This is a genomic window from Sandaracinobacteroides saxicola (assembly GCF_014117445.1).
Classification (GTDB): domain Bacteria; phylum Pseudomonadota; class Alphaproteobacteria; order Sphingomonadales; family Sphingomonadaceae; genus Sandaracinobacteroides_A; species Sandaracinobacteroides_A saxicola.
The window spans coordinates 2,847,522-2,866,371 of the sequence record NZ_CP059851.1; the positions used below are offsets into that span (position 1 = coordinate 2,847,522).

Below are 18,850 nucleotides of genomic sequence, written 5' to 3' on the forward strand. Positions count from 1 at the left end.
GCCGCGCGCCGCGTTGGCACCCGGGCGCGGCAATGCTATGCTTCACCCATGAATGCGCCGTTCGCCCCGCCCGCGACGCACCAGCGGCTGCCGCTGACCGTGGATGACCTGCGCCTGCTGCACGACCATGGCGCGTTCAACGGGATCGAGAATCGGGTTGAATTGATCGGTGGGGACATTTTGCTGATGAATTCGATGCGCATGCCTCACGCCCACGCCGTCGGTGAATTGGGTTTCCGGCTGCGTCTGGCCATCGAGACGTTCGACCGATCTTTGCGGATGCTCGCAGGCGTTACTCTTGCCTTTCCGCCGCACGACGCGCCCGAGCCCGACCTTGTTCTCACCTGCGCCGCCATCCGCCGCGACTATCTGCCGGGTGCCGAGGCGCTGCTGGTCGTGGAAGTCGCCGACAGCAGCGCCGACTTCGACCGCAACGGCAAGGCCGTGCTCTACGCCACCCATGGCGTCCCGGAATATTGGGTGATCGACCTCGCCGCCGGCGCCTTCCTCCAGCACGCCGACCCCAGCGATGGCCGCTTCGCCCGCGTCGAACAGCAGCCGCTCGCCGGCGAAGCCCGCGCCTGGACGCTCCCCGACCTGGCGATCAGCCTCGACGGCCTGGCCGCTTGAGACCGCCCCGGTCGCCCCGCCCGCCCCTGCCATCCCGCCGCCGCCCGCCGCCCCGGGCATAGGGTTCGCGCGGCACCACGCCCGGCACCGCAAAGCGCAGCGCGCCGCTGACCGGGTTGGCGTCCGCCAGCGCTAGTTCCAGCCGCTGGCCGACACGATAGACGGTGCCGCTGTGCTGCCCGGTCAGCGTCCGTGCCGCCTCGTCGAAATCGAACCGCTCCTCCCCCAACGCCCCCATCGGCACCAGCCCGTCGCCACCGATGCCGTCGACGGTCGCGAAGAAGCCGAAATTCGTGACGCCGGTGATCCGCGCGCGCACGCTCGTTCCCACCGCGCCCGCCAGATGGCTGGCGACATAGCGGTCGAGCGTCTCGCGCTCGGCCTCCATCGCCCGCCGCTCGGTCAGGCTGACATGATCGCCGCTCACCGCGAAACGCGCGCCCTCGGCGTCCCCCAGCCCGCCCTCGCCCAGCCCGAACGCCCGCACCAGCCCCCGGTGCACCAGCAGGTCGGCATAGCGGCGGATGGGCGAGGTGAAATGCGCATAGCTCGCCAAGCTCAGCCCGAAATGGCCGCGGTTGTCCGGCGCATAATAGGCCTGGGTCTGGCTGCGCAGCACCTGCTCGGCGATCTCGGTCGCATCGTCCCGGTCCTTGGTGAGCGCCAGGAAGCGGTTGAACAGCGCCGGTTTCACCACCTGCCCCAGCGCCAGCTTCAGGCCGATCGTCGCCAGATACTCCTTCAGCGCCACCAGCTTTTCCCGCGAAGGCGCCTCATGGTCGCGGAACAGGCAGGGCAGCTTCTTCGCCTCCAGCGCCTTTGCTGCCGCCACATTGGCCGCGATCATCATGTCCTCGATCAGGCGATGCGCATCCAGCCGCTCCCGCACACGGATGCCGGCGATGTTGCCGGCCTCATCCAGCAGCACCTGCTTTTCCGGCAGGTCCAGCTCCAGCGGCTCCCGCGCCGCCCGCGCTTTCGCCAGCGCCCCCCACGCCCCCCACAGCGGCCGCAGCACGCCGTCGGTCAGCGGTGACGTCGCCCTGCCATCGATCGCCGCCTGAGCATCCTCGTAGGCGATGTTGGCGACAATGCGGATCACCGCCCGGCCGAACCGTGCCGAAATCACCGCCCCGTCCGCGCTGACCGCCATCTCGCACGCCAGCACGGCCCGGTCCTCGCCCTCCACCAGGCTGCACGCACCGGCGGACAGCGCCTCGGGCAGCATCGGCACCACACGGTCGGGGAAATAGACACTGTTGCCGCGGTTGTACGCCTCGCGGTCGAGCGCCGTCCCCGACCGCACGAACCAGCTCACATCGGCGATGGCGACGATCAGCCGCCAGCCGTCGCCATCGGCCTCCGCCCATACCGCGTCGTCATGGTCGCGCGCATCGGCCGGATCGATGGTGATCAGCGGCAGCGCCCGCAGGTCCTCGCGCGGCCCCAAGCCGGCGCGGGACGCCGCCTCCGCCTCCGCCAGCACCTCGTCCGAAAACACATGCGGGATGCCCTTCGCTGAAATCGCGATCAGGCTCAGGCTGCGCGGCGCGAACGGATCGCCCAGCCGCTCCACCACATGCGCGCTGGCGCGGGCGCCGCTGCCGCGCACCTCCGCCAGCAGCAGTTCACCCTCCGGGCCGTCATAGTCGCTCAGCGCGAAATCATGCCGGGCGCGCTTGTCCACCGGCGTCAGCCGCCAGGCCGCCCCCTCCCGCCGCGCCGTGCCCACGATCGTCAGCGCGCTCGCCGCCAGCTTCTTCATCGGGTGCGCGGTATAGCCGCCGCCCGTCCCCTCGATCCGCGCCAGCACCCGGTCGCCCAGCCCCAGCGCGCCGCGCCGTCCGCGCTCCACCACCCGCACCCTGGGCGGCGGCGTCGCATGCTCCCACTTCACCGGCACCGCGAAAATCCGCTCGCCCACCGCTTCCACCACCTGCAACACCGTCACCCGCGGCAGCCCGCCGCCGGCGTGCAGCTTGCGCCCCGGGCCACTCTCCAGCGCGCCGGCGTCGGCCAGCTCATCCAGCAGCGCCTTCAGCCCCTCCCGCGCCTCGCCATGCAGCCCGAACGCCCGGGCGATCTCCCGTTTCCCCACCGCGCCCGGCGCGCTCTCGATGAAGCGCAGGATCTCGGCGCGGGTGGGCAGGCTCATGGCGCCGCCTTCTTCTTCGCCGCGGCCTTCTTCGCCGCCGGCTTCTTTGCAGCCGCCTTCTTCACCGGCTTGCGCGCCTTTGCCGGCGCCGCCGCCGCCCGCGCCGCCAGCAGCGCCCGCGCCTCCTCCAGGCTCAGCGCCGCCGGATCGGCTCCCTTCGCCAGGCTGGCGTTGGTCGTGCCGTCGCTGACATAGGGGCCATAGCGCCCCGCCATCAGGCGGATGTCCGCGCCCGCCTCGGTCTGGCCCACCACGCGCAGCGGCTCCACCGGTGCCCGCCGCGCGAACCCCTTCGGCTCAGCCAGCTTGGCGACCGCCATGTTCATGCCGGTCTCGAACACCTCCGCCGTGCCGTTCAGCTTCGCATACTGCCCATCATGCGCCAGATAAGGACCGAAGCGGCCGATGCTCGCGGTGATCGGCTTGCCCGTCTCCGGATGCAGCCCCACCTCGCGCGGCAGGCTCAGCAGCTTCAGCGCCAGCGCCAGGTCAAGGCTGTCCTCCGCCACATCGCGCGGCAGGCTCGCCCGCTTCGGCTTCTCACCCTCGCCCAGCTGCACGAACCGCCCGAAGCGCCCGCTCTTCAGCGTCACCGGCAGCCCGGTCTCGGGGTCCTCCCCCAGCACCACATCGGCGGCATTCTCCGCCTGCGCGCCGCCGAACTGCCGCGTGTACCGGCACTCAGGGTAATTCGAACAGGCCACGAACGCGCCGAACTTCCCCGTCTTCAAACTCAGCCGCCCATCGCCGCAATTCGGGCAGGTCCTCGGGTCGCCCGCACCCGTTTCCGGAAACAGGTAGGGTGCCAGAAATTCGTCCAGCGCCGCGGTCACATCCGATGGCCGCTGCTCCAGCACCTCATCGGTCTTCGGCTTGAAATCCGCCCAAAAGGCCCGCATCACGTCCAGGAAGGCGCGGTCCCCCGCCGATACCTCATCCAGCTGCGTCTCCAGGCCCGCGGTGAAATCATAACTGACATAGCGCTCGAAAAACCGCTCCAGAAAGGCCGTCACCAGCCGTCCCTTCTCCTCAGCGAAGAAGCGGTTCTTCTCCAGCCGCACATAGGCGCGGTCCTTCAGCACCTGCAGGATGCTGGCGTAGGTGGAGGGCCGGCCGATCCCCAGCTCCTCCAGCCGCTTCACCAGGCTCGCCTCGCTGAACCGTGGCGGCGGCTCGGTGAAATGCTGGCTGGCGCTCGCCTCCACCAGCGTCGGCACCTCGCCCTGCACCAGCTTGGGCAGCCGGGCATCCTCCTCATCCTCGGGCTCGTCCCGCCCCTCGGCATAAAGCGCCAGGAATCCCGGAAACAGCACCACCGTGCCGCTCGCCCGCAAGCCCACCTGCCGGTCGGCGCTCAGCAGGTCCACGCTCGTCCGCTCGATCCGCGCCGACGCCATCTGGCTCGCCAGCGCCCGCTTCCACACCAGCTCATACAGCCGCGCCGCGTCGCCCGACAGGCCGATGCCCTTCGGACTGCGCGCAAACTCCGTCGGCCGGATCGCCTCATGCGCCTCCTGCGCATTCTTCGCCTTGGCGACATAGACCCGCGGCTTCTCCGGCAGATGCTCACGCCCGAACATCTCCATCACCACATCGCGCGCCGCGGCGATCGCCTCGCCCGCCATGCTGACACCGTCGGTGCGCATATAAGTGATATGGCCGTCCTCATAGAGCGACTGTGCCACCCGCATCGCCTGCTGCGCCCCCATCCCCAGCTTGCGGCTCGCCTCCTGCTGCAGCGTGCTGGTGGTGAACGGCGGCGCCGGATTGCGCACCCCGGCCTTGGTCTCCACCGCGCTGACGGTGAAGCGCCCCGCCGCCACATCCGCGCGCGCCGCCTCCGCCGTCGCCGCATCGGGCAGGTCGAACTTGTCCAGCTTCGCGCCGCGCCACAGCGTCAGCCGCGCAACAAAATCCCGCCCCGCCGCACTCTGCATGGCGGCCTTGACGCTCCAATATTCCTGCGCGCGGAACGCCTCGATCTCGCGCTCCCGGTCCACCACCAGCCGCAGCGCCACCGATTGCACCCGCCCCGCGCTCTTGGCACCGGGCAGCTTGCGCCACAGCACCGGCGACAGCGTGAACCCCACCAGATAGTCGAGCGCGCGCCGCGCCAGATAGGCATCCACCAGGTCCTGATCCACCTGCCGCGGCGCCTTCATCGCCTCGGTAACGGCACTCTTGGTGATGGCGTTGAATGTCACCCGCGCCAGCCCGCCCTTGGGCACCGCCCGCTTCGCCGCCAGCAGTTCCGCCAGGTGCCAGCTGATCGCCTCGCCCTCGCGGTCGGGGTCGGTGGCCAGGATCACCCGGTTGGATTGCTTCGCCGCGTCGGTGATCTCCTTCATCTGTTTGGTGCGGTCGGCGCTCACCTCCCAGCGCATGGCGAAATCGGCGTCGGGATCGACGCTGCCATCCTTCGGCGGCAGGTCGCGGACATGGCCGAAACTGGCCAGCACCTTATAGTCGCTGCCCAGATATTTGTTGATCGTCTTGGCCTTGGCCGGCGATTCCACGATCACCAGATCCATCGGATACCCTTCAACCGCCCGGAATGGAGCGCGCGCGGCGCTTAGCGGTCAACGCGAAACCCCGCAAGCCCGTCACACCAGGGATACCCGCCCGCCGGCATGCCGCGTCAGCACGCCTTCCAGCTCCAGGTCGACCAGCAGCACCTGAATGTCCGCCGCCGGCAGCCCCGATTGCCGCACCAGCTCATCCACCGGCACCGGCACCGGAGACAGCAGCTCGCGCAGCCGGTCCGCCGCGTCCGCGCCCGGTTCCGCGATCGGCCCGCCGAAATCGAACCCCGGTTGCTTCGGCTCCTGCAACCGCTCGCCGAACGGCCGCAGCGCCGCCACGATGTCGCCGGCATGCTCCACCAGCGTCGCGCCCTCCTTGATCAGCGCATTGCACCCCCGCGCCCGGGCATCCAGCGGACTGCCCGGCACCGCCAGCACGTCGCGCCCCAGCTCGCCCGCCAGCCGCGCGGTGATCAGGCTGCCGCTGCCCACCGCCGCCTCCACCACCACGGTCGCCTGCGCGATGCCGGCGATGATGCGGTTGCGGCGCGGGAAATGCCGCGCCATCGGCTGCGTCCCCGGCGGCATTTCGGCGAGCAGCAGGCCGCGCTCCGCCACCGCCGCCTGCAACGCGGCATTTTCCGGCGGATAGGCGATGTCGATCCCGCCGGCGATGGCAGCGATCGTCCCGCCGCCAAGGCTGCCCTCATGCGCCGCCGCGTCGATGCCGCGCGCCATGCCGCTCACCACCACGAAGCCGGCGTCGGCCAGGTCACGCGCCGCGGTCTTCGCCCACAGCTTCGCCGCCGCGCTGGCGTTGCGCGCCCCCACCATCGCCACCACGGGCCGCGCCGCCAGCACCGGATCGCCCAGCGCCGACAGCAGCGGCGGCGCATCCTCGCTCTCCGCCAGCAGCGGCGGATAATCGGGGTCACCCAGGAACAGCGCCCTTGCCCCCGCCGCGGCAATCGCCGCCAGCTCCGCTTCCGCCTCCGCAACGCTCGCGATCCGGCCGCCCCGGCGTGCCAGGTCAGGGAGCGCCTCCACCGCCGCCGCCGCGCTGCCGAAACGCCGCAACAGCATGCGGAAGCTCACCGGCCCCACATTCTCGCTGCGGATCAACCGCACGCGGGCGATGCGGTCGGCATCGCTCATGCCTTGGCCATGAGCGCCACCATGATCGCTCATGCCCTGACCATGAGCGCGGCCATGATCGCTCATGCTCTGACCATGAGCGCGGCCATGATCGCTCACGCTGCCTTCCTGCCGATCCTCGGCTCCGTGCCGCTGCGCAACCGCGCGATATTCTCCCGGTGCGTCCACAACACCCAGATGGCCATGATCAGCAACAGCGCCCCGGACCATGGCTGCCCCAGCGCGAACGCGGCGATCGCCGCCGCAAAGCCGCCCGCCATGCCGCCCAGCGAGGAAATGCGCGTTACCAGCGCCGCCCCCACCCAGGCCAGCGCGAAGGCCAGCCCCGCCAGCGGCAGCAGCGCCAGCGAAATCCCCAGCAGCGTCGCCACCCCCTTGCCACCCCGGAACCGCAGCCAGACCGAATAGAGATGCCCGATGAAGGCCCCCAGCCCGGCCACGCCGGCCAGCGTCTCGCCGCCGAACCGATGCCCCAGCCACACCGCCAACGCGCCCTTGCCGGCGTCCAGCAGCAGCGTCGCCGCCGCCAGCCCCTTGCGCCCGGTGCGCAGCACGTTCGTCGCGCCGATATTGCCGCTGCCGATGGTGCGCACGTCACCGGCACCGCCGGCCTTCGCCAGCAGGAAACCGAACGGGATCGACCCCAGCGCATAGCCCAAGAGCAGCGCCAAGCCGAAGCCGATCAGCCCCAGCGCCGTCATGAGTCGCGCAATTCCGCGCTCACCGTCTCAATCGGCGGCTCGATCTCGTCGAGCGCCTCCATGTCCTGCTGCACCCCGCGCAGGATGCGCGCGATATATTCGCGGTGCATCAGCCCGCGCTCATAGCCGGCGTCGGCGTCGGGCTTGTAGCCTTCCAGATCGGCGCGGCTAACCGTGCCCTTCGCATCCAGCAACCGCTCCAGGCTGTCCAGCCGCTCGCGGTTCACCGCCACCTCGCCTGCCAGTGCCATCACGATCGACAACAGGCGGTCCACCGCCGGGTCCTCGAAATAGGCCGGCCGCTTGCCCTTCGCCTTCTTTCCGGCCAGCGCGATATGATCCGGCTCGCTCATTCCGCCGCCATCCGCAACGACGCGCTGTTCTTCCAGGCGCCATAGGCATGCCACACCGCCGCCCGGCCGAAATCCTCGACCTCCTCTTCCCTGTGGCTGGGAAAGACCGAGGTATCCACCACCGCGCGCACCTTCGCCTCGAACAGGTCGGCATCGGCAAACCCCGCCCGCCGGAACACGGCCGGCAGGTCCAGCGCGTGCATCGCCGACCAGAAAGGCTCATTGTTGTTGAAGGCATCCCAGTCGCGCATGAACTGTTCGAACAGCGGCATGTCGTCGGTATAGGCCGGCTGCTCCAGATGAAACATCAGGCCGCCGTCGCTCAGCAGGCGATAACTCTCGTCGATGATGCGCGGCAGCGCCTTGCCGCTGGTCTCGTGCAGGAACATCGTCGTCTGCACCCAGTCGAAATGCCCGTCCGGAAAGCGGCCCAATTCCTCGGCATTGGCCTGCACGAAGCGGATGTTCCTGACCCCCATCGACTGCGCCCGGGCATGGCCATAGCGCAGCGACGGCGCCGCGGTGTCGATGGCAATGACTTCGCTGTCCGGAAACGCCACCGCCAGCGGCACGGCATTGTGGCCGATGGTGGTGCCGATATCCAGGATGCGCTTCGGCACCCAGCCCGGCCGTTCCCTGGCGATCCACTTCACCAGCGCCTGCCCGCCACCGTCGGACAGCGCGCCCAGCCCGCCGCCGGTCGTCACGAAAATCCCGCAGTCATAATTGGCGCCGGCGCTGACATCCCCCGGCACCACCTCGCCATGATAGCTGCCCGGCATGCAGTGGATGTCGACCGCCGCCTGGTAGCGCGGCACCGCCACGCCCGGGTCCAGCTCCAGCGTGTCGCGCCCCTCGTTCCACTGGCGCGCGCGGGCGTTCAGCTCGCCCAGCTGGCGGATCACCATGCTGCGGCCGTTCTGCTGCCGCATCTCCATGTTGTTGCGTTTCAGCGCACTCCAGAAGCGGTGATAGGGATCGGCATTCATCGCATGGCGGATCTCGAACCGGTCCTTCGGCTCGCGGCCATGCTCGGCACGGAAGGCCGGCAGCACGCGGCGCTCATAGGCCTTCGCATTGCCCGGCCCCAGCGCCATCGCCACATGCTTGTTCAGGTTGGCCAGGAAATTGAACCGCGCCCGCTCGTCATGGCTCGCCACGGGGAACACCCCATGCTGCGCCACATTATGGTAGGCGGGCGGAATATCGTCGCGCTTGCTCATCGTTCATCTCCGGCACGCCATTTCGGGCGAGTGGGGGTTCAAATCAACCCTGCTTTATCCAGCCGCTCGATCACCGTCGCCTGCACCCGCTTGAAATGCTCGCGGTCCGGTTGCCGGACGGCGCCTTCGTCGATCAGGCTGTCCGCCGGCTGCACGCTGCCGGCATAGGTTTCGGCGAACAGCTCCAGCCGCTGCCGGCTCAGGTAATTCTTCATCCCCGGCTTGCGCCGCGCCCGCCGCAGCGCGGCGAGGTCAAGGTCGGCGAACGCCGTCATCGTCTCGCCGCTGTTCGATTCGGCCAGCACATGGCCGTCATAATGCACGATGGCGCTGTTGCCGTCGGCACTCGCCAGCGGCAGCAGCGGATCGTCGATGCCCGCGGTATTGGCGCTCACCACATAGGCGATATTCTCGATGGCCCGCGCCCGCCGCGCGATCGCCTTGTGCGTCAGCATCGGACTGCCGATCTCGCTCGACGAATGCACGAACACCTCCGCCCCGCGCAGCGCCAGCGTGCGCGCGATCTCGGGATAGAGGATCTCCTCGCTGGCAATCGCCGCGATCCGCCCGATGCCCGTGTCCGCCACCGGAAACACGCCGTCCCGGCCATAGATGTCCAGATATTTCGACCAGACGTCGTGCGGCGTCACCGCATACATGCTGTTCAACCGGCGATAGCGCAGCACCACATCGCCAGCGGGATCGACCACGAAGCTGGTCTGGAAATAGAGCCCCGGAAAATGCCGGTCATTCTCATAGGCATTGCCCGCGATGAACAGCCCCAGCCGCTGCGCGTGGCGGCCCAGCCGCTCATATTCCGGCCCGCCGACATCGAACGCCGCGCGGGCGGAGAATGCCGCCACCCCGATCCGCCCCGGAAAGCTGGTGAACAGATATTCCGGCAGCACCACCAGCTTGAGCGCACTGCCGCCGAACTGCTCCACGAAAACCTTCGTCGCCGCGATCTGCCCCGCCACCCGGTCGATATGCGCCAGGATCTGCGTCCGCGCCGCCGCGTCGTCCGGCAGATGCTCGACCGTCTTGGCGGTCAGCTGCATCGCCAGCGCGGCATAGGCGGTCAAAGCCCCAGGCTCCCCGGGTTCATCGCGCCCTCCGGATCGACCGCCGCCTTCATCGCGTCGATGATCCGCCGCCCCGCCGGGGCCAGGCTGTCCGCCCACGGATAGGTCCGCCCGATCTGGAAATGGATCGCCTCATGCGCGGCCATGATGCCGATGACCTCCCGCCGCAGCGTCTCCACCAGCGCCCGCGCCTCCGGCGTCTCCGGGAACCCCGGCAGCTTCGCCAGATGCGCCGGCTCCACATAGGCGCGGTGGATGGCATCCACCGGCTGCGGCCAGAAGAACACCGGCTCGATCAGCAGCGCATTGCTGCCGACGGTGGCGAACATATAGCCCGCGCCCACCTCCAGCCGCTCCATCGCGTCCGCATGGCTTTCATACAGCGCGATCACCGCGTCGATCGCCGCCTTGCCCCGGCTGTGCGGCAAAATCCCGTGCACCGGCACCCAGCGCTCCCCCTTCGGCCCCAGCATGGAGTTCACATTGCCGAACGGATTCGCCCGCAAAATCTTCGGGATCGTATTCTCCACCACCGTCCCGCCAAACCGCGCGGCAATCGCATTCACCGCCGCCAGGTCGGCATCCGCCGCCGCCTGGCTGCGCCCCTCGCACCAGACATGCGCGCTGAACGGCACCTCGTCCAGGAAGCTGCGCCCGGCCGCCACCACCTTCGCCCCCTCCTTCAACCCCTTCCAGAAACTCCCCTGCTTCTTCATCATCCCCAGCAACGCCTTCGCGTCGCTCGCCAGGCTCTCCCGCTGCATGCGCTGCGCCTGCAAAAACGGGTCGAAGCCGCAGGTCTCGCTCGCCAGCCCCTCCCGCGCGATCTCGCTCAGCGCCGCCAGCAGCCCATCGGCATCGGGGAAGCTGTAACTGCCATAGGCATGCGCCGCCGCCTCCCGCACCAGCTTCAGCGTCAGCCGCGCCTTCACCCCGAACGCCCCGGCGTCCGCCGCGAACAGCCCGGTCAGGTCGGGCCCATAGGGCCGGAACGCCCGCGCGCCGGTGGTCAGCAGGCTGCCGTCCGCCAGCACCACGTCCATCGACAGCACCGAGTCCGCGATGGTGCCGTTGCGCGCGCCCCAGAACATGCCGTTCTGGCTCGCCCCGCCGCCCACCGTCGCGAACCGGCCCGACAGCGTGCCCCACACCGGCGGCCGCAGCCGCAGCGGCGCCAGCCGTTCGTGCAGCGCCGCCCAGGTCACCCCGGCCTCCACCGTCACCGTCATGTCGGTCTCATTGACCTCGATGATGCGGTTCAGCGCGCCGGTATCCACCAGCACCGCGCCCGCGTCCGCCGCCAGATAGCCGCCGGTATAGCTCATGCCGCCACCGCGCGGCACCAGCGCCAGCCCCTGCGCCCGCGCTGCCGCCACGCCCGCGCACAGCGCGTCAACGCTTGCCGGCCGGATCACCGCCAGCAGCGGCGCGCCCCGGCCGAACACATCCTGGCCATACAGCTCCAGCGTCGCCGCATCGGTCCGCACCGCATCGGCACCCACGGCGTCCACCAGCGCCGCCACCGGATCCGCCACCCGCAACACCGTCGCCATGTCCTGCCTCCTCACGCCGCCGCGGGCTTCAGCACCGGATAGCGCCCCAGCGCCGCGATCAACAGCCCGCCCACCAGGAACATGCCCGCCGCCACATACAGGATCGCGTCATAATTCCCGGTCACATCCCGCACCCTGCCATAGACCGCCGGCGAGATCGCCGCCGCGAATGCGAACGGCATGTAGAGCATGCCATAGATTTTCCCGTAGTGCGCCAGGCCGAAGTAACGGCTCGCCAGATAGGCGATCAGGTCGCTCTCCGCCCCCGCCGCGAACCCCAGCAGGAAGGCGCCCACCATCACCAGCGCGAAATCCGGCGTCTGCCCCGCCAGCAGCAGGCAGGAAACCGCCGGCAGCATCAGGATCGGCATGCAGATGATCGGCGACTGGAACCGGTCCAGCAGGAACCCGGTCACCAGCCGCCCCAACAGGATCGACAGCGCCACCAGCTGCATCACCTGCACCGCCTGCTCGCGCGCGAAACCGTGCATCTTCACGATCTCCGGCATGTTGATATGCGCGCCCCCATAAGCGAACGCGATCAGGATGATCGACAGCCACATCACCCAGAAGCGCCAGTTCTTCAGCGCCTCGCCCAGGGTCACGCCGGTCACCCGGCCGTCGCCCGTCACCTCCGGCGCCTCCGCGGGCGTCGGCTCGCGCAGCAGCAGCAGCCCCAGCGGCAGGCCCACCAGCAGCGGCAGCGCCGCGATCACCAGATGCGCCTGGCGCCAGCCGAACTCCGCGATCGCCCAGGTCACCAGCGGCGCGATCACCAGCGCCGACACGCTGGTGCCGATCAGCATCATGCCCAGCGCCAGGCCCCGGTGCTTCAGGAACCACTGGTTCACCAGCCGGCTGAAGGTCACCGGTGTCGAGCCGATCCCTACCAGCCCCACCAGCACCCAGCTGGCGTAGAAGGTCAGGATGTTGGCGCCGGTGAACACGAAGCTGGCGAACGCCAGCCCGAACAGGAACAGGGACAGCAGCGCCACCCGCTTCGCGCCATATCGGTCGGCCCAGAAGCCGAACAGCGGCGCCAGCAGCGCCCCCATGATGCCATAGATGCTGACCCCCAGCATGATCTGGCCGAAGCCCCAGCCATATTCCTTCGCCAGCTCCGGCGCGAAGAAACCGATGGTGTTGTAGGGAACCGGCGAGGCGCCGCAGGCAACGCCGATCGCGCAGCCCAGCAGCACCGTCCACCCGAGCGAAAATTCGCCCCGTTTCGCCTGCGCCATCGTCACCCCTTCACCAGAAAAACGGGCGGCCGGGATTGCCCCCGACCGCCCGACAGATTGTCAGATTGCGACATTCATCCCAATCAAAAGTTTCGCTTGGCCCGCACCATCCAGCTCCGCGGCGGGCTGATGTAGGTATAATTGACCAGGCTCGACTGCGCATAATATTTGTCGAAACAGTTGCTGCATTCCACCGCCACCGTCCAGTTGTTGTCATCGGTGCGCAGCGTCAGGCTGGCATTCACCTGCCAGAAGCCATTGGTCCGCGAACCCGTGATGAAATCGCCACTGAACGGATTGGTCGGGAACAGCGTGCCCGTCGCGGTGGACCGCACCTGCCCCGAATAGATGGTGGCGTTCGCGGTCCCGGTCTCCAGCCGCGAGCGATAGGCGGCGTTGACCGACGGCGTCACGATGATCCCGGCAGACGGCATCGCGAAGTCATAGCTCGCGCCCAGCGCCAGGCTCCAGTCCGGCGTCCTGACCGGAGTCGCGATGTTGCCGTTGGCGTCCACGATGCCCGCCGCGCAATCGGGCGCGTTCGATGCGCCGGCCGGCGCCAGCGGCACCCGCCCGGCCGCCAGCTGCGCCTTGCAGTCCGCCTGCTGCTGCCGCACCGACTTCACGCCATATCTGTTCGGCGCCAGCGACGGGTCGACCTTATACTTGTCGTCCTGATAGCCGACGTTGAGGAAGACATTCAGCCCCTCCACCGGCACCGCGGTGATTTCCAGCTCCAGCCCCTTGTTCTGATAATCGGCGAAGTTCTGCGTGATGAAGGTGACACTGCCGTCGCTGGGGTTCACGAACGCCGACGGCGTCTGCAACGCCTTGGTATCCAGCACGAATCCCGTCAGGTTCACCCGCAGCCGGCGGTCGAGCCACTCGGTCTTCGCGCCCACCTCATAGCTCCACACCACCTCCGGATCGAACGGCAGCAGCGTGTCGCGCCGCGTCCCGCGCGCGTTCCACCCGCCGGACTTGAAGCCGCGGGTCGCGCTGGCGAACAGCAGCACATCGTCGTTCGGCTTGAAGTTCAGCGCGAAACGCGGCGTCCACAGCTTGGTGCGCTGCGTCGTCGGGATCGCCACGCCGTTCGACGCCACCAGATTGTTGTTCAGGCAGCCGATCGGCAGCGGGTTGGCAGCGCAGCTCGCCCGGTTGTCCGAAATCTGGAACGTCTTCTTCTCGTCGGTGTAGCGGATGCCCGCGGTCAGCTTCAGCTGCTCGGTCACATTCAGGTCGAACTGGGCATAGCCCGCCTTCGCCGTCGTGTTGTTGTTGAGCGTCCGGTCGGCGAGCAGCAGCGGGAAGCCCCGCGGCGGCGCCGCGAACGGCAGGGTGAAGACATCGGCGAAGTCGGTCGTGTTCTTCTCATCATAGAAATAGCCACCGACGACATAGTCCACGAAATCACCGAACAGCTTGCCGTTCAGCTTGATTTCCTGCGTCACCTGCTTGTGCTTGCCGTCGTTCAGGATGGCGAAGCCGCCCAGCGTATAGCCGGTCACCGCCGGATTCGGGTTGGCGATGTTCGGCAGCCCGCGCCCATCGGCGAAATCCAGCGCGAACTTCTGCCGCATGTCGATCACGCCGGTGATCAGGTTCAACGTGTGCTGCTCGCCGCGATACTCGATGTTGGAGGTATAGAGCATCGTGTCGGTCTTGTTGCCCAGCCCGAAACCCGCCTTACGCCCCGTCACGCCCAGCCCGACATAGGGGCTGGGGCTCGCCGCGGTATAGTTCTGCACCATGCCCGTGGTCAGGAAACGCCCGCCGCTGTTCGCCGTGTTGCGCGGGTCGTCCGGCCAGTTCAGCAGATTCTCCCCATCGTTGCGCATATAGGCGACCGCGGCGTTCCAGGTCAGCCCCTCGGTGATCTTCAACTGCACCGCGCCACGCAGCCCGGCCATGTCATTGTCGTTGGTATGTTCCTTGGTGGTGCTGTTATAGGCATAGCCCCGGTCGTCGGCGTAGTAGCCGCTGATCTTGAACTGCACCATCTCCGACATCGGCAGGTCGACGCTGCCGCGCAGCAGCACCTTGTCATAGCTGCCATAGCCGGCTTCCAGATAGCCGCCCAGCGTGTCGGACGGCTTCTTCAGGATGGCGTTCACCGCGCCACCCGTGGTGTTGCGGCCGAACAGCGTCCCCTGCGGCCCCCGCAGCACCTCGATCCGCTCCAGATCGAAGAAGCTGAAATTATTGGCATTCTGCCGCGACATATAGACATCGTCGATATAGGTGCCGACCGGCGGGTCGAAGGTCGCGATGGTCTCGGTATTGCCCAGGCCACGGATGTAATAGGCGTTCGCCGAACCCAGCCCGGTGTTGTTCGACCCGAACATGTTGGGCACATAGCTGATCAGGTTCAGCGTCTGGGTGATGCCCTTCGCCTCCAGGCTGGCGGCGCTGAAGGCGCTCACCGCGATCGGCACATCCTGCACGGCCTCGTTGCGCCGCTGCGCGGTCACAACGATATCCTCCAGTCCCGTGTCGGGCGCGGCAGCCTGCGTGGCCGGCGGCGTCTGCGCCTGCGCCGCCCCGGTGGCGAGCAGCATGGCGGTGGAAAGCAGCAGCGTGCGTGTCATCTCGATCTCCCTGACCAGTGCGGAGTGCCCAGCCCTTGATGGCTCTGCCTTAACGGCTTTTGTCCGGACAACTTTGACAGCTTTGCCCCTTGCCGCAATAGTGCATCAGCGCAACACTGTCAGAAAAAGCGGCATCGGCCGGCGGAGACACAGCATGGACAGCGACGGCCCGCACTATCTCCTCGTCAGCGCGAAGGTCAGCGACCGCGCCAAGATGGGCGCCTACGCCAAGGCACTCGCCGACAGCGGGCTTTATGCGCGCCACGGCGGCTTCTACCGCTTCATCGGGCAGCCGTGCGCCGACATGGAAAGCTGGGACGGCAGCAGCATCGTCTGCGCCGAATTCCCCAGCCGCTCTGCAGCGGAGGCCTTCTGGCACAGCGCGGAGTATCAGAACGACATCAAGCCGCTGCGCGACGGCGCCGGCACCTTCCATGTCGCCCTCTTCCCCGCCGCCCCCACCAAAGCCACCGTGAAAGCCTGACGCATGGACTGGAGCGCCCTCTACCCCACTCTGGTCTATGTCCATGTCCTGCTGTTCGTGTTCTGGCTCGGCGCCGACCTCGGCGTCTTCCTGCTCGGCCAGCATTTCCGCCGGCGGGATTACAGCATCCAGGAACGGCTCACCGTCCTGAAGCTGCTCGTCATCAACGACATGGGCCCGCGCACCGCTTGGGCGCTGATGGTGCCAAGCTCGCTCTTCCTGCTGAAGGCCGGTGGTCACTGGCCCGACATCCCGGACTGGCTGCTGGTCGCCAGCCTGGTCATCGGCCTGTCATGGCTCACCCTCGTGTGGGACGCCTTCCTGCACGACCAGACCCCGCGCGCCGCCTGCGACCGCAAGATCGAAAACATCCTCAAATATCTCCTTACCGGCTTCTACCTGACGCTCGGCACCGTCAGCATCCTGCACGGCGAGCCGCTCGCCGGCTTCATCGCCTGGAAGGCGCTGCTGTTCGGCGCCATCTTCGTCGCCGCCATCATGATCGACGTCTGGTTCAAACCGGTCGGCCCGCTGCTGGTCGCCCTCGTCCAGAACGGCTCCAGCGACGAAACCGAAATCCCGCTGCGCCGCCAGATGGACCGCACCAGGATCTGGGTGTTCGCCACCTATGTGCTCCTTGTCGTCACCAGTTACCTGGGAGTGACAAAGCCCTTCTAAAGGTTCAGCCTTGGTTCCTGGCATAGCAGCGCGCGCAGGCGTCGGTGCCCTGCCCGCTGGCATGGCGCGCCTGCAACTGCCAGCGGTTCACCCCGTTGGCGTCCTGCGCCGGCACGATGGTCACCCGTTCGCCACCACCGTTGAAGGTGCCACTGACCGAGGTGAAATAGCAAAAAGCCTCGGTCAGCGGTGCCATCATCACATTCTGGTTCGGCACAGACTGATATTCACCCGCCTGCGCTGCGGTGCCAACGCCATTGGGCCCGATGAACCGCGCCGTTTTCCCGCTGCTCGGCTTGCCGACAAAGAAGCTGTAGACACCGGCGCCAAGCTGCTTCTGGCAGCTGTTCAGCAGCAAGGTCGACGGTCCGAACGCATCCCCCGACTGCGCGATGGTGACCCGTTCACCCAGCCCCTTGAACGCGCCCGTCACCATCGTCAGCACGGTCACCGCATCCCCCCACCAGGCATTGCGCGGCGTGGTGTTGACGCAACCGGAACCGGGATTGTCCGCCGTCGCGCTGATTTCCTCGCTCGCCCAGCGCACCGCCCCCGGCGCAGCCTTGATCTCGCTGCGCGCGAAACAGCGCGCCCAGGCCGTCACATCAATCTGCTGCGAAGCCCCACCCAACTCCCACTTGCCGTTCATCACCCGCAGGCGGACACGCTCGCCATAGCCGCGAAACTTGCCGCTGACATTGGTCAGATAGCAGAAATTCGCCGGCGCCGGCGGCAGCGACGTCACCGGCTGCCCCTGTGACCACATGAAGACCTGATCCGCCGTCACCGGCGCCGCCAGCAGCGATCCGGCCACCATCATCGTCAATCCTCGTTTCATGCGAAGCCTCCCTGTTGCGCCGACAATCTGCAAAGCTGCCGCACACTTGCCAAGCCGGAATCATCGGCAAGGGGGGTGACAAGGCGACACCTCCACGGCAGCGTAACCGCATGACCGACCCCACCACGCACGCCGCCCAGGATTTCGCCTGGATGCCCGACCTGATCGCCGCCAACGCCGCGGCGCGCGCGCACGCCCCCGCCGTCACCGTCGACGACACCACCTGGACCTGGTCCACCCTCGCCGCCCGCAGCAACGCCGTCGCGTCCGCACTGCAACGCGATGGCCATGCCCCTGGCGACGCCGTCAGCATCTGCGCGCTCTCCCACCCCAACTATGTCGCGCTCTGGCTCGGCGCGCTACGCGCCGGCGTCGCCGTCGCCCCGCTGCCGCCCAGCGCCACACCGTCCCAGATCGCCGCCATGGTCGCCGATTGCGGCGCAAAGCTGCTGTTCCTCGACGCCGCCTCCGAATCCGCCCTCGCCGGCGAAACCATGCACGCCGCGCATCTCAGGCTGGATACCGATGCCTTCGACGCATGGCTGTCCGATGATGCCCCGCAACCCGTTCACATCAAGCCCAAAATGCCCTTCAACATCATCTACAGCAGCGGCACGACCGGCGTGCCCAAGGGCATCATCCATTCGCAGGCGATGCGCTGGCAGCATCTGAAAGCCGGCCCCGCGCTCGGCTACACGCCCGACGCCGTCACCCTGCTGGCGACGCCGCTCTATTCCAACACCACCCTCGTCGCCTTCCTCCCGGCGCTGGCCTGGGGCGGCCATGTCGTCCTCATGCCGAAGTTCGACACCGCCGCCTATCTGGCGCTCGCCGAATCCACCCGCGCCACCCACAGCATGCTCGTCCCCGTGCAATATCGCCGCCTCATGGCCCATCCCGCCTTCGATGCGCACGACCTCAGCAGCTTCCAGCTGAAATTCGCCACCTCCGCCCCCTTCCCGGCGGCGCTGAAGGCCGATGTGCTGCGCCGCTGGCCCGGTGGCCTGATCGAATATTATGGCATGACCGAGGGTGGCGGCGGTACCGTCCTCGTCGCGCACAACCACCCTGAAAAGCTGCACACCGTCGGCCATCCCATCCCCGGTCACGACATCATGCTGATCGGCGAGGACGGCGAACCCGTCCCCACCGGCGAGGTCGGGGAGATCGTCGGCACCAGCCCGGCCATCATGAACGGCTATGCCAACCGACCCGAAGCCACCGCCCAGACCTTCTGGACCGGCCCCGACGGCCGCACCTGGGTGAAGACCGGCGACATGGGGCGCTTCGACGCCGACGGCTTCCTGCAACTGATGGACCGGGCCAAGGACATGATCATCAGCGGCGGCTTCAACATCTATCCGAGCGACCTCGAAGCCATCCTCAGCCGCCACGCCGCCGTGGTCGAGGTCGCGGTCATCGGCGTGCCCTCCGACGCCTGGGGCGAAACCCCCGTCGCCATCGCCGTGCTCCGCCCCGGCACCACGCCCGATGCGCTGAAAGACTGGGCCAACGCCCAACTCGGCAAGACCCAGCGCCTTGCCGCCGTGGTGGCGACCGACGAACTCCCCCGCAGCGCCATCGGCAAGGTGCTGAAACGCGAACTGCGCGACCGCTGGACCCTGCCCGTTCCCTGAAGGATGC

General features: G+C 68.1%; 15 protein-coding genes. 4 read left to right on the top strand and 11 right to left on the bottom strand.

All coding sequences use genetic code 11. The features are described 5' to 3' along the window. The first annotated feature begins 48 nt into the window (after positions 1-48). Positions 49-630, top strand: coding sequence for a Uma2 family endonuclease (locus H3309_RS14320; RefSeq protein WP_182295441.1), 582 nt, complete (start codon positions 49-51; stop codon positions 628-630). Here H3309_RS14320 and H3309_RS14325 read toward each other — a convergent pair. The 10 genes from H3309_RS14325 to H3309_RS14370 all read right to left on the bottom strand — a co-directional run bounded on the left by H3309_RS14325 (position 605) and on the right by H3309_RS14370 (position 15,206). Then, a complete protein-coding gene (locus tag H3309_RS14325; RefSeq protein WP_182295442.1) occupies positions 605-2,785 on the bottom strand; it encodes a ribonuclease R family protein in 2,181 nt (726 codons plus the stop codon). The genes H3309_RS14320 and H3309_RS14325 overlap by 26 nt on opposite strands. After that, positions 2,782-5,316: a type I DNA topoisomerase gene (gene topA / locus H3309_RS14330; protein WP_182295443.1), complete on the bottom strand. Its 2,535-nt coding sequence runs from the start codon at positions 5,314-5,316 to the stop codon at positions 2,782-2,784. Before topA ends, H3309_RS14325 begins: the two co-directional genes overlap by 4 nt. Before the next feature lie 72 nt (positions 5,317-5,388). Further along, entirely contained in the window at positions 5,389-6,462 is a 1,074-nt protein-coding gene (gene dprA / locus H3309_RS14335; RefSeq protein WP_182295444.1) for a DNA-processing protein DprA, read from the bottom strand. Between the two features lie 95 nt (positions 6,463-6,557). Further along, a complete protein-coding gene (gene plsY, locus H3309_RS14340; RefSeq protein ID WP_182295445.1) occupies positions 6,558-7,163 on the bottom strand; it encodes a glycerol-3-phosphate 1-O-acyltransferase PlsY in 606 nt (201 codons plus the stop codon). Beyond that, positions 7,160-7,516, bottom strand: a complete 357-nt coding sequence (locus tag H3309_RS14345) for a hypothetical protein (protein WP_182295446.1) — start codon at positions 7,514-7,516, stop codon at positions 7,160-7,162. The genes plsY and H3309_RS14345 overlap by 4 nt, the downstream gene beginning before the upstream one ends. After that, a complete protein-coding gene (locus tag H3309_RS14350) occupies positions 7,513-8,739 on the bottom strand; it encodes a class I SAM-dependent methyltransferase (protein WP_182295448.1) in 1,227 nt (408 codons plus the stop codon). Before H3309_RS14350 ends, H3309_RS14345 begins: the two co-directional genes overlap by 4 nt. Positions 8,740-8,777: 38 nt before the next feature. Next, positions 8,778-9,821 carry a nitrilase-related carbon-nitrogen hydrolase gene (locus H3309_RS14355; RefSeq protein WP_243453748.1) on the bottom strand — a complete coding sequence of 348 codons (1,044 nt, stop codon included), beginning with the start codon at positions 9,819-9,821 and terminating at the stop codon, positions 8,778-8,780. After that, a complete protein-coding gene (locus tag H3309_RS14360) occupies positions 9,818-11,374 on the bottom strand; it encodes an FAD-binding oxidoreductase (protein ID WP_182295450.1) in 1,557 nt (518 codons plus the stop codon). The genes H3309_RS14355 and H3309_RS14360 overlap by 4 nt, the downstream gene beginning before the upstream one ends. An 11-nt stretch (positions 11,375-11,385) precedes the next feature. Then, positions 11,386-12,615, bottom strand: coding sequence for an MFS transporter (locus H3309_RS14365; RefSeq protein ID WP_182295452.1), 1,230 nt, complete (start codon positions 12,613-12,615; stop codon positions 11,386-11,388). An 83-nt stretch (positions 12,616-12,698) separates the two neighbouring features. After that, on the bottom strand, positions 12,699-15,206 hold the full coding sequence (locus H3309_RS14370) for a TonB-dependent receptor (RefSeq protein WP_182295454.1): 2,508 nt from the start codon (positions 15,204-15,206) through the stop codon (positions 12,699-12,701). Positions 15,207-15,360: 154 nt separating this feature from the next. Here H3309_RS14370 and H3309_RS14375 point away from each other — a divergent pair, with 154 nt between their 5' ends. Both H3309_RS14375 and H3309_RS14380 read left to right on the top strand, forming a co-directional pair. Next, the gene (locus H3309_RS14375; protein WP_182295456.1) at positions 15,361-15,690 is read left to right on the top strand and encodes a DUF1330 domain-containing protein; all 330 of its coding nucleotides are present in this window, start codon (positions 15,361-15,363) and stop codon (positions 15,688-15,690) included. A 3-nt stretch (positions 15,691-15,693) separates the two neighbouring features. Further along, entirely contained in the window at positions 15,694-16,368 is a 675-nt protein-coding gene (locus H3309_RS14380; protein ID WP_182295458.1) for a hypothetical protein, read from the top strand. Positions 16,369-16,372: 4 nt separating this feature from the next. On the opposite strand, the gene H3309_RS14385 is transcribed toward H3309_RS14380, so the two are convergent. Beyond that, on the bottom strand, positions 16,373-17,206 hold the full coding sequence (locus H3309_RS14385; protein ID WP_182295460.1) for a hypothetical protein: 834 nt from the start codon (positions 17,204-17,206) through the stop codon (positions 16,373-16,375). 110 nt (positions 17,207-17,316) lie between these two features. Here H3309_RS14385 and H3309_RS14390 point away from each other — a divergent pair, with 110 nt between their 5' ends. After that, the gene (locus H3309_RS14390) at positions 17,317-18,843 is read left to right on the top strand and encodes a class I adenylate-forming enzyme family protein (protein ID WP_182295462.1); all 1,527 of its coding nucleotides are present in this window, start codon (positions 17,317-17,319) and stop codon (positions 18,841-18,843) included. The last annotated feature ends 7 nt before the right edge of the window (positions 18,844-18,850 follow it).